Here is a 13,865-nt window from a genome sequence, read left to right as displayed (position 1 = left end):
ATCCCCCCGAGGCCGCCAGAGGCGTGGTGCCGGCTGCAGGAATCGAACCCGCGACATCCAGTTTACAAAACTGGCGCTCTACCAACTGAGCTAAGCCGGCCCTCCACGGGGCCACGGGCGAGCGTTTAGCTGGCGTGGGCGGCGCGGCGCAAGCTATGAAACCGCATGCCGAACGCCTCCTACATCCTGCCCGTGGTCATGCTGGCGCTGTCCAATGTGTTCATGACGGTGGCCTGGTACGGCCATCTCAAGTTCGGGTCCAAGCCGCTGTGGATCGTGGTGATCGTCAGCTGGGGGATCGCCTTCTTCGAATACTGTCTGGCGGTGCCGGCCAACCGGATCGGGCATTCGGTCTATTCGGCGGCGGAGCTGAAGACGATGCAGGAGGTGATCACCCTGCTGGTCTTCGCGGTCTTCTCGGTGACGGTGCTGGGCGAGCGGCTGACGCTGAACCACGCCTGCGGCTTCGCCCTGATCTTCGCCGGGGCCTGGTTCGTGTTCCGGGGGCCGTTCTAGTCCAAAGCGGAAGCGATCTTTGCCGCCGTGGCCTTCAGCTGGTCCATGTCCGCCATGCCGGCCTGACCGTGGCCCGTCATCGGCCGGTCGGTCCAGCGCGGGATGATGTGGACGTGCAGGTGGAAGACGGTCTGGCCACCGGCCTCGCCGTTGAACTGCATGATCGAGAAGCCGTCGGGCGACAGGGCCTTGACCACGGCGCGGGCGGTCCGCTGGACGGCGGCGGTCAGGGTGGACAGGGTCTCGGGGTCGACCTCCAGCAGATTGCGTGCGGTCGACGTCTTGGAGATCACCAGCACATGGCCCTCGGACTGGGGGAAGACGTCCATGAAGGCGAGGACCTGGTCGTCCTCCCAGACGGTGACGGCGGGGATCTCGCCGCGCAGGATCCTGGCGAAGATGTTGGACGGGTCGTAGGGGGCATGGAGGGTCATGGGGGTGACGAATATCCCTTCTCCCCTTGCGGGAGAAGGTGGCCGAGCGAAGCGAGGTCGGATGAGGGGTGACTCCGGGGCGTCGAATGTGCGTTCCGCAGGCGGTCTACGGCAAGATCGGGAGTCACCCCTCATCCGCCCCTCCGGGGCACCTTCTCCCGCAAGGGGAGAAGGGACGTTTGCGATGACCTCCGGCGCCCGCTAGGACAGCCGCTCATCCCGACCGCCCATGAAGACCGCCCGCCATGCATGACATCCGCGCCATTCGAGAGACGCCCGAAGCCTTCGTGGCGGGCTGGTCGGCGCGGGGGGTGGACGATGCGGACGCGCTGGTCGCCGAGATCCTGAGCCTGGATACGGAACTGCGCGCGGCCCAGACGGCGGGGCAGGAGGCGCTGAGCAAGCGCAACGCCGCCTCCAAGCTGATCGGGGCCGCCATGGGCCGGAAGGACATGGCCGAGGCCGACCGGCTGAAGGGCGAGGTCGAGGGGCTGAAGGGCGAGATCGCGGCGGCGGAGGCCGTCGAGGCGGAGAAGGGCAAGGCCCTGCGCGACCTTCTGGCGGCGCAGAAGAACCTGGCGGCGGCCGACGTGCCGGAGGGCGAGGACGAGGCGGGCAATGTCGAGGTCTCGGTCTGGGGCGAACCCCGGCTCACGGGGCCGGCCAAGGACCATGCCGACCTGGGCGAGGCGCTGGGGCTGCTGGACTTCGAGGCGGCGGCGCGGATGTCGGGGGCGCGGTTCGCCGTGCTGAAGGGCGGGCTGGCGCGGCTGGAACGCGCCATCGGCCAGTTCATGCTGGACCTGCAGACGACCGAGCACGGCTATCTGGAGGTCAATCCGCCCTATCTGGTGCGCGATGAGGCGATGTTCGGGACGGGGCAGTTGCCGAAGTTCGAGGATGATCTGTTCCGCGTCGGCGAGCATCTTTTGATCCCCACCGCCGAAGTCTCCCTGACCAATCTCGTCCGCGAGCAGATCACGGCGGAGGAGGAACTGCCCCTGCGCCTCACCGCCCTGACGCCCTGTTTCCGGGCCGAGGCGGGGTCGGCGGGGCGGGACACGCGCGGGCTGATCCGCCAGCACCAGTTCCACAAGGTCGAGCTGGTCTCCATCACCCGGCCCGAGGACTCCGACGCCGAGCACGAGCGGATGACCACCTGCGCCGAGGCGGTGCTGCAGAGGCTGGAGCTGCCCTATCGCCGCATGCTGCTGTGCCAGGGCGACATGGGCTTCTCGGCGCGAAAGACCTTCGACCTAGAGGTCTGGCTGCCCAGCCAGGGGACCTATCGCGAGATCAGCTCCATCTCCAACTGCGGGGATTTCCAGGCGCGGCGCATGGACGCGCGGTTCAAGCGCTCGGGCGGCGGCAAGCCGGAGTTCGTGCATACGCTGAACGGCTCGGGCCTCGCGGTCGGTCGGACCCTGGTGGCGATCATGGAAAACTATCAGGACGAGGGCGGGCGGATCGCCGTGCCGGACGTTCTGGTGCCCTACATGCCGAGGGGAATGACCCATGTGGGGTGACGTACATTCCCCTTCTCCCCTTGCGGGAGAAGGTGGCGGGCGAAGCCCGACGGATGAGGGGTCCGAGGATGCGGAATCGCTGTTTCCAATGAGCCGCGCCGTCGAAATCGGGAGTCACCCCTCATCCGACCTCGCTTCGCTCGGCCACCTTCTCCCGCAGGGGGAGAAGGGAAGCTGATGCGTATCCTCCTCACCAACGACGACGGCATCGAGGCCGAGGGGCTGGCCTGTCTCGAACGCATCGCGCGGACGCTGAGCGACGACGTCTGGGTCGTGGCCCCGCATGAGGAACAGTCGGGCAAGGGGCGGGGCATGACCCTGACCGAGCCGCTGCGGGTCAACCGGTTCGGCGACAAGCGGTTCTCGGTCACGGGGACGCCGACGGACTGTATCGTGCTGGCGGTCGGGGACCTGCTGCCCGAGAAGCCCGATCTCGTGCTGTCCGGGGTCAACCGGGGGCACAATGTGGGCGAGGACTGCTCCTATTCCGGGACGGTCGCGGGCGCGCTGCAGGGCATGGCCTTCGGCATCCGCTCGATCGCGCTCAGCCAGTCGCTGGAGCGGTATCACGACGACGTCAGTCCCCACTGGGACACGGCCGAGGCCTTCGCCCCCGCCATCATCAGCCGACTGCTGGCCGAGACCTGGGAACCGGGCGTGGTGATGAACCTGAATTTCCCGGCCCGGTCGCCCGAGACTGTGACGGAAGTCGAGGTCACGGTGCAGGGCTTCCGCGGCATCGGCGAGATGCATGCGGTCAAGCGGACCGACATGCGCGGCCGCGACTACTACTGGATGAGCTTTCGCGGGGCGAAGCAGGACCATGCGCCGGGAACGGACCTGCGCGCCATGGACGACGGCAAGATCTCCGTCACGCCGCTGCACATCGACCTGACCCACAAGCCCAGCGTGCACGACCTGAAGGCCGTGCTGGGCGGGGCTCCGCCGAAGGCGCTGGCGGGATGAAACTCAACGACGACCGCGCGGGCCGGCTGATCCTGTCGCTGCGCCAGCAGGGGGTGACCGATCCCAAGGTGCTGGCGGCGATGGAGTCGATCGACCGCGCCGTCTTCGTGCACGAGAAATTCCTCGACCAGGCGTGGGAGGATCAGGCCCTGCCGATCGACTGCGCCCAGACCATCAGCCAGCCCTATATCGTCGGCCTGATGACCCAGGCCCTGCAGGTCGAGCCGCGCCACCGGGTGCTCGAGATCGGCACCGGCAGCGGCTACCAGTGCGCGGTGCTGAGCCGGCTGGCGCGCTACGTCTATTCGGTCGAACGCTATCGCAGCCTGATGGTGGAGGCGGAAGGCCGGCTGCGCACGCTGGGCATCGACAACGTCATCACCCGCCATACGGACGGCGGCCTCGGCTGGCCGGAACAGGCCCCGTTCGACCGGATCATGGTCACGGCGGCCTCGCCAACCGAGCCGACCGAACTGCTGAAACAGCTTAAGCCGGGCGGGGTGCTGGTCGCGCCCGTGGGCCGCACCTCGGTGCAGATGCTGCACCGCTATACCGGCCAGGACGACGGCTCGTTCCGCCGCGAGAGCCTGTGCGAGGTCCGGTTCGTGCCGCTGGTCGAGGGGACGGCCAAGGAGGGATGAGGGTCTAGGGTCTAGGGTCGAAAGCATAACCTCGGCTCTCTGATGAGGGGCGATGATGCATTCGTTCGACCCTCGGCCCTCGCCCCTCGACCCTCGCATTAACCTTCCCGCCCAACTTTCGTGCCGTTTGCCGGGTTGGTAGGGGCTGGGGTACGGGACACGGTGGATGCGTTTTACGGAGGGGCCTGTGCGGGTTTCGAATTGGCTGACGGCGGTGCTGCTCGTCGGCGGGGCTTTGGCGACGACGGCGTGTTCGACCTATCCGGAGGGACCGCGCTATTCGACGCGACCGATGACCGGATATGGAGCAGGTGCCGCGGCGGCCCAGCCGGCCTATCCGGCCCCCACTCCGCCACCGTATGAGGCGCCGCCGCCGTCCACTGCGCCCTATGCGAGCATCGAAGGTGGGGCCCTGCCGCCCCCGTCCTCAAACGCGACGACGGGAGCCTTGAACGGAGGCGGATACACGCCGCCGCCGCCCGCCTATGCGCCGCCCGCGTCTTCGCGGCCGGTCGCCGCCCCGGCCTACAATCCGCCCAGCGCGCCGGTCACGGTCAGCGCGGGCGCGGTCTATACGATCCGCAGCGGCGACACGATCTCCGGCGTCGGCCGGCGCTTCCAGACGCCGGTGCAGACCCTGATCGACCTGAACGGCCTGGGTCCGCGCGGCACCATCAGCGCCGGACAGGCCATCGTCCTGCCCGACAGCGCCGTCGACACCGGTCCGGACCCCTATGCCATGGGCCCCGCGCCGGTGGGCGTCATGGTGCCGGAATCCGGGGTGCTGCCGCCGCCCCCGCCGCCGCCCTCGGGCAATCCCGCCGCCCCGCCGCCCTCGAGGCAGCCCGCCGCCAGCGGCGTGGTCGGGTCGGCGCCCACCGCCTCCTCGGTCGCCCTGCAATGGCCGTTGCGCGGCGAGGTGGTGCGACGCTTCGGCCCCGTGGGCATGGGCGAGCGCAACAACGGGATCAACATCGGGGCCTCGGCGGGGGCGTCCGTCATGGCCTCGGCCGACGGCCGCGTGGCCTATGTCGGCGACGACCTGGTCGGGCAGGGGCTGACGGTCCTGATCGTGCACCGCGACGGCTGGCGCACGGTCTACGGTCATCTCGGCTCGGCGACGGTGTCGGACGGGTCGGACGTGCGCGCGGGCCAGCAGATCGGCACCGTGGGCCTGACCGCCGGCGACGGGCGACCGTCGATCCACTACGAGACCCGCCGGATGCAGGGCGACGAGCCGGTGGCGATCGACCCCCTGACCGTCTTGCCCCGCTAGCAGCGTTGCATTGTCGGAGGCCGAGCCCTAGGTATCGCGCCTTGTTTTCAAAGGGCGCCCGATCCGTGGCCGGCCCGCTTCGGGGAATGACCCATGCAACCTACCGCTGACGGCGGCCTGATGGCCATGATCGTGCAGTTCGTGCCTTTCGTGGCGATCTTCGTGCTGTTCTACTTCCTGCTGATCCGGCCGCAGCAGAAGCGGGCCAAGGAGCATCAGGCGCTGATCTCGGCGGTCAAGCGGGGCGACACCATCGTCCTGTCGTCGGGGCTGATCGGCAAGGTCACGCGCGTCGAAGAGGCCGAGGTCAATGTCGAGATCGCGCCCAGCGTCAACGTGCGCGTGGTCAAGGGCATGATCGCCGAGGTGCGCAACCGCACGGCCATCGCCGCCAACGACACCAAGGCCGACACCAAGGCCATCGCCAAGTCCTGATCCCCGACTGCTGAACCGGAAATCGCGTCCATGATTCAGCTGTCCCGCTGGAAAGTCATCGTCCTTGCCGTCGCCCTGTTCTTCGGCGTGCTGCTGGCCCTGCCGAATGTGCTGAGCCCGGCCCAGCGCGCGGCGCTGCCCGGCTTCATGCCCAAGAACGCGCTGAACCTGGGCCTCGACCTGCAGGGCGGGTCGTACCTGCTGCTGGAAGTCGACGTCGAGGCGATGCGCACCAAGCGCGTCGACAATCTGATCGAGGACGTGCGGGTGGCGCTGCGCGAGGCCGCTATTCCGACCAATCAGATCACGCGCGAAGCCGGCGGAGCGGTCATCACCCTGGCCGATCCGGCCCGTTCGGAAGCCGCCTATGAGGCGCTGCGGACCCTGGTCGGTGCCGCCGGGCCCAACGGCGCGCCCGAGCGGGTCGCGACCCGCCTGCCGGACGGTCGCGTCCGCCTGGCCTTCACCCAGCAGACGCTGGACGCCATGGGCCCCACGGCCGTGGACCAGTCGATCGAGGTGGTCCGCCGCCGCATCGACAGCCTGGGCACGCGCGAACCCTCGATCACCCGTCAGGGCGCCGAGCGGATCGTGGTGCAGGCCCCGGGCGAAAGCGATCCCGCGGCCCTGGAGCGCGTCATCGGCCAGACCGCCCAGCTGACCTTCCAGATGGTCGACAGCGAGAACTCGGTTCAGGACGCCGTGGCGGGTCGGGTGCCCCCCGACGCCGAACTGCTGCTGGCCGAGGACGGCGTCACGCCGTTTCTGATCAAGAAGCGCGTGCTGGTCTCGGGCGAGAACCTGACCCGCGCGGGCGTCGGGGCCGACCAGAGCGGCCGGCCGGCCATCGACTTCCGCTTCGACGGCGAGGGCGCGCGGCGATTCGGCGAGGCCACGGCCGCCAACATCGGCAAGCCCTTCGCCATCGTCCTGGACGGCAAGGTCATCTCCGCGCCGACCATCATCAGCCCGATCACGGGCGGCACCGGCCAGATCACCGGCAGCTACAGCATCGCCTCGGCCTCCGAGCTGGTGAACCTGCTGAACGGCGGAGCCCTGCCGGCGCCGCTGACGGTCGAGGAGCGTCGCGTCGTCACCGCCGAGCTGGGGGCCGACGCGGTCGAGAACGGCAAGATCTCGACCATCATCGGCTTCATCATCATCGTCGTCTTCATGATCCTGGCCTACGGCTTCCTGTTCGGAGGCATCTCCGTCATCGGCCTGGTTCTGAACGGGCTGCTGATCATCGCCGCCATGTCCCTGACCCAGGCGACCCTGACCCTGCCGGGGATCGCCGGACTGGTGCTGACCTTCGCCGTGGCCGTGGACGCCAACGTGCTGATCTATGAGCGGATGCGCGACGAGGCGCGGGCCGGGCGGTCCGTGATCGCCAGCCTGGACGCCGGCTTTAACAAAGCCATGGGCACGATCATCGACGCCAACCTGACGACCCTGGTGGCCGCCATGATCATGTTCATCTTCGGGGCCGGACCCGTGCGCGGCTTCGCCTGGACCCTGACCATCGGGGTGTTCACTTCGGTGTTCTCGTCGGTACTGGTGGCCCAGGTGCTGCTGGCCTACTGGCTGAAGATCAAACGGCCCAAGACCCTGCCGATCGCGGAGAGCGTGCGATGACCTGGTGGCCTCTGATCAAGGTTCTTCCGCAGAAGACCAATTTCCACTTCGTCCGCTATGCGCGGGTCGCGGCGGCCCTGTCGATCGTGCTGTGCACGGCCTCGATCATCGGCTGTTTCTACCCTGGCCTGAACATGGGCATCGACTTCCGCGGCGGGGCCGTGATGGAGCTGACCAAGCCCAACAATGAAGCGCTCGACATTGCCGCGGTGCGCGAGTCGGTGGCCGAGCTGGGGCTGGGCGACGTCGGGGTCCAGGGCATCGACAACGCCTCCAGCGCCATCGTCCGTTTCCAGGTGCCGGACGGTCAGGCCCAGGCCGCGGTGGTCAACCGCGTCCAGAGCACGATCAACGAAGCCGTCGGGCCGGTCACCTATTCGGGTGTCAGCGTTGTCGGGTCCAAGGTCTCGGGCGAGCTGTTCACCTCGGGTCTTCTGGCCCTGGGCGTCGCGGTCCTGCTGATGTTCGCCTATATCTGGTTCCGCTTCGAGCCTCAGTTCGGTTTCGGAGCCATCGCCGGCCTGCTGCACGACGTGATCCTGACCTTCGGGCTGATCGTGCTGTTCAAGCTGGAGTTCAGCCTGAACATGGTCGCCGCCATCCTGACCGTGATCGGCTATTCGATGAACGACACCGTCGTGGTGTTCGACCGCCTCCGCGAGAACCTACGCAAGTACAAGACCATGCCGCTGCGCGAGGTGATCGACCTGTCGCTGAACGAGACCCTGTCGCGGACGATCATCACGGGCGTCACCGCCGTCATGGTGCTGGCGGCTTTGGCGATCTTTGGCGGCGAGGCGCTGTTCGGCTTCTCCATCGCCCTGATGTTCGGCATCATCGTCGGCACCTATTCGTCGATCTACGTCGGCGCGCCGATCATCCTCCTGTGGGGCGTCAAGCGCGGCGAGCTCGCCGACGACGCCAAGCCGGTCAAGCTGGGCATGGCCAGCCGGCCTTAGGAAGCGGTGGCTGGTGGCTGGTGGCTGGTGACTGGTGTCGAGCAGATCCACCAGCCACTAGCCACCAGCCACCAGCCACCAGCCACCTTCTCCTCGCTGCCGATTGCCGCTAAGCGTCCGCTCCACGCGACCCGGGGGAACACCATGGCCAGTCTGCTTTCGAACTTCAGGACCACGCTGCTGCTCAGCCTGGTCTTGGCGGGGGTGATGATCTTCGCCTTCGCGCGGGTCTCCGACGTCGATGCCCTGACCTTCGGCCAGGCGGTGGCGCGCTGGGCCCATGTCGGGTTCGGCATTCTGTGGATCGGCCTCCTCTACTATTTCAACTTCGTCCAGATCCGCGTGATGCCCGGCATCCCGGCCGAGCTGAAACCCGCCGTGACGAAGCATATCGCGCCGGAGGCCCTGTTCTGGTTCCGCTGGTCGGCCCTGCTGACCGTGATCGCCGGCCTGGCCGTCATGGGCCTGAAGGGCCATGCCTATTCGGCCGAGGTGCTGAGCTTCGGCTTCGCCCAGGGTCTGGTCGAGGGCGATCAGGGCTACACGCTGATGGGGGTCGGCGTCTGGCTGGCCATCCTGATGTTCCTGAACGTCTGGGGCCTGATCTGGCCGAACCAGAAGCGGGCCCTGGGCATCGTCGTGGTCGACGACGCGAAGAAGGCCAAGGCCGCGCGCGTGGCCATGCTGGCCAGCCGGACCAACCTGCTGCTCAGCCTGCCGATGCTGACCTCCATGGCCATGTATCAGACCCTGTTCGGCTGACATCCCGGTGGACGGCGCGGCCGACAGTCTGGATGCCCAGGTCCGCGCCGCCGATCCCGATCGCTGGCTGTCCAGCCGCTTCGTCGGCGATCTTCAGGCGCGCGCAGACCTGATCGTCCTCTACGCCTTCGAGGCCGAGCTGATGGCCATTCCCACACGCGTGACCCAGCCGCTGCTGGCCGAGATGCGCTATGCCTGGTGGCGCGAGCAGCTGGACGGGGTCTGGGCCGGCATGGCGCGGAAGGGCCATCCGGTGCTGGAGGCCCTGACCGATCTGGTCACCCGCCATGCCCTGGACCGCGCGCCGTTCGAGGCCCTGATCGAAGCCCATATCGGCCGCGTCCACGGCGAGCCGCACGACCTGGACGCCTTCTACGTCGGGCCGATGCAGACAGCGGTGCGGCTTCTGTCGAAGACCGCCGACGTCGCCGCCGTCGTCGCGGCGGCCCGGGTCTGGGGTCAGGTGCAGACCGGACAAAGCGTGGACGCCGAAGCCCGTGCCGAGGCCAACCGTGGGCTGCGGTCCCTGCCGGCCGAGGCCTTTCCCGCCGTCGCACCGGCGGCCTTGAGGCGCGCGGATACGGCCGAGGGGCCCCGGCGGCTGCGACTGACCTGGGCGGTGCTGCGAGGCCGAATCTAGCTTAGGTCGCGGTTACAGATCGACGGTCGGGACGCCGGTGGGCCAGGCGTCGTCGAAGAAGGCCTCGCGCGCCGGCGCCGGGGTGGTCGTGCCGCCCGTGCGCCAGTCCATGAAGGCGGCGTTCCAATCGGCGCCGGCGCGGCCGTAAGCGCCGCCGCCACCCGCCCGCACGGCTGCGTGCATGACCGAGCGACGGGGTTGGCCGACCCCCAGTTCCTGCAGCGCCTCGCGGAAGATGTCGTCGGCCTCGCCCCGGCGGCCGGGCTGGCCGATCGTGTAGAGCCAGTCGTGCAGGACGGCCGCGATGGCGTGCCGCCCGAACGGGGGAATGATCCAGCGCGCGAGGCTTGGGATCGAGGCGAAGTCGGTCAGATAGGTGGGCGGCACCCGCACCGTTCGCGACCCGTCTGGCCGGGTGTAGGCAAACGGCCGCAGCACCACCACGGTCGTGCGTCCGTGCCGCTCCCGCGCGCGGTCATGATTGACGGCACAGACCAGCGGTTCCTCGACGCGGATCGCCCGGTTGGCCTCCGTCGCCCATCGGCCTTTGGCTGCACCGGTTGAGATCGCGTGAAAGGGCATAACGCCGATACTGCAGGCGTCGGAGCCATCGGACAAGTCGGTCGAACGCGGCCTCGACCCAGACGTCCGTCAGTGCAGCGTACGCTCAAGCCGTTCGAACCGCCGGTCGAGGTCGGCGACGACGGCGGTCAGACGGTCCTTCTCCGAGGCCATGTCGATCGGCGTGCCGTTCTCGTAGGTCAGCCGGGCGCCCTTGGCGATCAGGTCCAGCCGAAACAGGGTGGTGCCGCGCCGCGCCCTCAAGCGTTCCAATTCGCTGTCGTCCGCCATCAGGCCGCGTCCCGCCAGGCTTTCAGGTCGTTCAACGCCCGAATGCTCATCAACCGCTTCTTGGCCCGGCCGCGCTCCTTCAGCGGGATCTTGACCCCGGCCTCGTCGATCTTCGGTGCCTCCAGTGGGGGCAGGAGTCCATAGTTGATGTTCATCGGCTGGAACTTCGATCCCGCCAGATGGCCGCCGGTGATGTGTTCGACCAGGGCCCCGATGGCGGTGTGGGCGGCGGGCGCGTCCAGGGTCTGGCCCAGCCGTTCGGCGGCGGCCAGACGACCGACCAGCAGGCCGGTGGCGGCGCTCTCGACATAGCCCTCGACGCCCGTGACCTGGCCCGCGAAGCGCAGGCGCGGCATGGCGCGGAGCCGCAGCTGGCGGTCGAGCAGCTGGGGGCTGTTCAGATAGGTGTTGCGGTGCAGGCCGCCCAGGCGGGCGAACTGGGCGTTCTGCAGGCCCGGGATCATGCGCAGCACCTCGGCCTGGGCCCCGTGCTTCAGCTTGGTCTGGAAGCCCACCATGTTGAAAAGCGTCCCCAGGGCGTTGTCCTGGCGCAGCTGGACGATGGCGTGGGCCTTGACCAGCGGATCGCGTGGATTGGTCAGGCCGACGGGCTTCATCGGCCCGTGGCGCAGGGTCTCGCGCCCGCGTTCGGCCATGACCTCGATCGGCAGGCAGCCGTCGAAATAGGGGACGTGTTCCCAGTCCTTGAACTCCGCCTTGGGCCCGGACAGCAGGGCGTCGATGAAGGCCTCGTACTGGGGCTTGTCCATCGGGCAGTTGACGTAGGCGGCGGCGTCGCCGCCCGGGCCCTCCTTGTCGTAGCGCGACTGACGCCAGGCGATGTCGAAATCGATGCTGTCGGCGTGGACGATGGGGGCGATGGCGTCGAAGAACGACAGGCTTTCCTCGCCGGTCAGCGACAGGATGGCGTCGGCCAGGGCGGGGGAGGTCAGGGGGCCCGAGGCCACGATCACGCTGTCCCAGGCCTCGGGCGGCAGGCCGGCGATCTCCTCGCGCACCACGGTGACCAGGGGGTGGGCGTGCAGGCGCTCGGTCACGGTGCGGGAAAAGGCCTCCCGGTCCACGGCCAGGGCCCCGCCCGCCGGCACCTGGTTGACGTCGCCGCAGGCCATGATCAGCGAGTCCAGGGCGCGCATCTCGGCATGCAGCAGGCCGACGGCATTGTGCTCCCAGTCGTCGGAGCGGAAGGAGTTGGAGCAGACCAGCTCGGCCAGGCCGTCGGTCTGGTGGGCGTCCGTCTTGACGCCCGGCACGCCCCTCATCTCGTGGATCACGACGGGCACACCCGCCTGGGCGATCTGCCAGGCGGCTTCGGATCCGGCGAGGCCGCCGCCGACGACGTGGATGGGCGCCAAGGGGGGAGACAGGGTCGAAGAAAGCGTGGTCATGCGGCTTCTTAGCCACGCCCGGCCGCTTCGTCAGCAGGCGTCTGTCGGGCGTCGTCGTCGCGGGCTATAGAGGATGAATGCTCAGCGGGGGGGCTTGATGAGCCACAAGGATGTTCACGGCCGTCGATTGAACCTGCGCGTGGCCCTGGCCGCGACCGCGGCGGCGATGCCGCGTCTGTGGATCGGGGCGGGCGGCGTGCTGACCCTGGCGGTCATCATCGGGGCGTCGCCGCTGCTGCTCGGTGCGTGGTCCGCGCCCTGGGCCGCAGGGGTTGCGGGCATCCTGCTGCTGATGGCGACCGGTGCCCTGGCGCGCCTGGCCACCACGTCGGACACCGCGGAGGCCCGCGCCCTGGGACTGGGGCCGTCCGGCTTCCAGATCGGCTGGCCGGAGCTGCGCCTGGTCGGGGCCGCCCTGCTGAGCCTGATCTTCCTGACCATGATCGTCGCCCTGCTGGCCCTGGTGGTCCTGGCCATCTTCGGTGTGGCGGAGCTGGACGTGGCCGCCATCCAGGCGCGGGACTGGTCCGCCGTCGGGGCCCCCTGGAAACTCGGTATCCTGGCCATCGTCGCGGTCGGGGCTGTGATGATCCCCCTGTTGCTGGCGGTCCGGCTGTCGCTGTTCGTGCCCGCCACCCTGGGCCGGCGGCAGATGGTGTCGCTGAACAGCATGGGCATCGCCTACGGCAGTTTCTGGCAGATCCTGGGCGGATTGATCGTGACGGGCCTGCCCGCGATCGGCCTGGGCCTGGCGGGGGCGATGGCCGCGCTGGCCGGCGCGACCGGGACGATCGTGACCTGGATCGTTCTGATCGGCCTGCAGCTGCCGCTGACTCTGGGCTTCCTCGGGGCGGCCTACCGTCGGCTCGAATACTGGTCTCCGGACGTGCCGCTGAAATGAAGCGTCGCCAAGGCTGACGCCGGGGGCGGCGTTGCGCTAGAAGGCGCTTTGTTCGAGGCCCGACGGGATAGATGCGATGACGTTTTCGGCAACCGAGGCCGCGTTCGAGGGCTTTCGCGTCACAAAGGCCCGGCCCTTGCGGCTGCTGCTGTGGTCGCTGGTCTGGCTGGTCGGACTGGTGGCGATCGGATTGGTGATGATCCCGATCATCATGCCCTATGCTGGCGAGATCCAATCCGCCCAGGGCAATGCCAGCGCCCTGTCACCGCAGGCGTCCACGGCGATCGCGACGGCCATGTTCGCGGCCTTTCCGATCGGGCTGCTCGTTCAGTCGGTCCTGGCCCCGGCCGTGTATCGTGCCGTTCTGCAGCCCGATGCGGGTTGGTTCGGTGGACTGCAGCTGGGCCGAGACGAGCTGCGGATCCTTGTCGTGACCTTTGTCCTGGGCCTTCTTTCGCTCGCGCTGAACGCCGGCGGCGATCTGCTCAGCACCGCCGTCACGCGCGCGGCAGGCGGGCTCCTGGGCAGCCTCATCGGCCTGATCGCGTCGCTCCTCACCATCTGGGTGAGCGTGCGGCTGTCGCTGATCGCGCCGGAGACCTTCCGTCAGCACAGGATCAGCTTCGCGGCGGGCTGGGCGCTGACCGGCAAGCATTTCTGGCCGCTGCTCGGCATGATGGTCGTGACCATCATTATGGCGGCGCTGGTCGTCCTGCTGCTGGTGGTCGTAGCCTGGCCGCTGATGCTGGTGGTCAATGCGGCTGCCGCGAGCGGGGCCGGGGCGGCCGCAGGCGGTCTGCTCTCGGTGATCGTCATTCTGGCGCTGGTGCCGCTGGGAATGACGCTCGTTTCCGTCCTGCTGTGGGCGCCCTTCGCCGCGGCGGCGCGGGATATCGCGACCGGGCGCTGAGCC

The 13,865-nt window shown here is 68.7% G+C and carries 16 protein-coding genes and 1 tRNA gene; 12 read left to right on the top strand and 5 right to left on the bottom strand.

All coding sequences use genetic code 11. The features are described from left to right. Positions 1-24: 24 nt before the first annotated feature. Positions 25-100 (bottom strand) — tRNA-Thr (locus tag BZG35_RS11810). Between the two features lie 65 nt (positions 101-165). On the opposite strand from BZG35_RS11810, the gene BZG35_RS11805 reads away from it, so the two are divergent. After that, positions 166-516 (top strand): DMT family protein, encoded by a 351-nt coding sequence (locus BZG35_RS11805; protein ID WP_077355829.1) that lies wholly within the window; start codon positions 166-168, stop codon positions 514-516. Here the strand turns inward: BZG35_RS11805 and BZG35_RS11800 are convergent. After that, the gene (locus BZG35_RS11800) at positions 513-950 is read right to left on the bottom strand and encodes an HIT family protein (RefSeq protein ID WP_077355828.1); all 438 of its coding nucleotides are present in this window, start codon (positions 948-950) and stop codon (positions 513-515) included. The genes BZG35_RS11805 and BZG35_RS11800 overlap by 4 nt on opposite strands. A 245-nt stretch (positions 951-1,195) precedes the next feature. Between BZG35_RS11800 and serS the strand changes: the two genes are divergently transcribed. From serS to BZG35_RS11755, 9 genes are all read left to right on the top strand, one after another. Further along, complete coding sequence (gene serS / locus BZG35_RS11795; RefSeq protein WP_077355827.1) at positions 1,196-2,476, top strand: serine--tRNA ligase; 1,281 nt, start codon at positions 1,196-1,198, stop codon at positions 2,474-2,476. A 177-nt stretch (positions 2,477-2,653) separates the two neighbouring features. Beyond that, positions 2,654-3,442, top strand: a complete 789-nt coding sequence (gene surE, locus BZG35_RS11790) for a 5'/3'-nucleotidase SurE (RefSeq protein WP_077355826.1) — start codon at positions 2,654-2,656, stop codon at positions 3,440-3,442. Further along, positions 3,439-4,083 (top strand): protein-L-isoaspartate(D-aspartate) O-methyltransferase, encoded by a 645-nt coding sequence (locus tag BZG35_RS11785; protein WP_077355825.1) that lies wholly within the window; start codon positions 3,439-3,441, stop codon positions 4,081-4,083. The genes surE and BZG35_RS11785 overlap by 4 nt, the downstream gene beginning before the upstream one ends. A gap of 187 nt (positions 4,084-4,270) precedes the next feature. Further along, entirely contained in the window at positions 4,271-5,359 is a 1,089-nt protein-coding gene (locus BZG35_RS11780) for a peptidoglycan DD-metalloendopeptidase family protein (protein ID WP_077355824.1), read from the top strand. Positions 5,360-5,452: 93 nt separating this feature from the next. Further along, positions 5,453-5,794: a preprotein translocase subunit YajC gene (gene yajC / locus BZG35_RS11775; protein WP_077355823.1), complete on the top strand. Its 342-nt coding sequence runs from the start codon at positions 5,453-5,455 to the stop codon at positions 5,792-5,794. 30 nt (positions 5,795-5,824) lie between these two features. Further along, a complete protein-coding gene (gene secD, locus BZG35_RS11770; protein WP_077355822.1) occupies positions 5,825-7,429 on the top strand; it encodes a protein translocase subunit SecD in 1,605 nt (534 codons plus the stop codon). Then, on the top strand, positions 7,426-8,388 hold the full coding sequence (gene secF / locus BZG35_RS11765) for a protein translocase subunit SecF (protein ID WP_077355821.1): 963 nt from the start codon (positions 7,426-7,428) through the stop codon (positions 8,386-8,388). The genes secD and secF overlap by 4 nt, the downstream gene beginning before the upstream one ends. A 144-nt stretch (positions 8,389-8,532) precedes the next feature. Beyond that, the gene (locus BZG35_RS11760) at positions 8,533-9,150 is read left to right on the top strand and encodes a hypothetical protein (protein WP_077355820.1); all 618 of its coding nucleotides are present in this window, start codon (positions 8,533-8,535) and stop codon (positions 9,148-9,150) included. A 7-nt stretch (positions 9,151-9,157) separates the two neighbouring features. After that, entirely contained in the window at positions 9,158-9,790 is a 633-nt protein-coding gene (locus BZG35_RS11755; RefSeq protein ID WP_077355819.1) for a squalene/phytoene synthase family protein, read from the top strand. 12 nt (positions 9,791-9,802) lie between these two features. Here BZG35_RS11755 and BZG35_RS11750 read toward each other — a convergent pair whose 3' ends face one another. The 3 genes from BZG35_RS11750 to trmFO all read right to left on the bottom strand — a co-directional run bounded on the left by BZG35_RS11750 (position 9,803) and on the right by trmFO (position 12,051). Further along, complete coding sequence (locus tag BZG35_RS11750) at positions 9,803-10,372, bottom strand: DUF1353 domain-containing protein (protein ID WP_077355818.1); 570 nt, start codon at positions 10,370-10,372, stop codon at positions 9,803-9,805. A gap of 69 nt (positions 10,373-10,441) precedes the next feature. Further along, positions 10,442-10,642 carry a hypothetical protein gene (locus tag BZG35_RS11745; RefSeq protein ID WP_077355817.1) on the bottom strand — a complete coding sequence of 67 codons (201 nt, stop codon included), beginning with the start codon at positions 10,640-10,642 and terminating at the stop codon, positions 10,442-10,444. Beyond that, on the bottom strand, positions 10,642-12,051 hold the full coding sequence (gene trmFO / locus BZG35_RS11740; protein ID WP_077355816.1) for a methylenetetrahydrofolate--tRNA-(uracil(54)-C(5))-methyltransferase (FADH(2)-oxidizing) TrmFO: 1,410 nt from the start codon (positions 12,049-12,051) through the stop codon (positions 10,642-10,644). Before trmFO ends, BZG35_RS11745 begins: the two co-directional genes overlap by 1 nt. A 97-nt stretch (positions 12,052-12,148) precedes the next feature. Here trmFO and BZG35_RS11735 point away from each other — a divergent pair, with 97 nt between their 5' ends. Together BZG35_RS11735 and BZG35_RS11730 are read left to right on the top strand one after the other, a co-directional pair. Further along, complete coding sequence (locus BZG35_RS11735) at positions 12,149-12,952, top strand: hypothetical protein (RefSeq protein WP_077355815.1); 804 nt, start codon at positions 12,149-12,151, stop codon at positions 12,950-12,952. A 136-nt stretch (positions 12,953-13,088) separates the two neighbouring features. After that, positions 13,089-13,862, top strand: a complete 774-nt coding sequence (locus tag BZG35_RS11730; RefSeq protein WP_150126016.1) for a hypothetical protein — start codon at positions 13,089-13,091, stop codon at positions 13,860-13,862. Positions 13,863-13,865: the final 3 nt, after the last annotated feature.

This window comes from Brevundimonas sp. LM2 (genome assembly GCF_002002865.1).
GTDB lineage: Bacteria > Pseudomonadota > Alphaproteobacteria > Caulobacterales > Caulobacteraceae > Brevundimonas.
The sequence above is the reverse complement of the archived record's forward strand: the minus strand, read 5'-3'. Positions and strand labels throughout refer to the sequence as shown.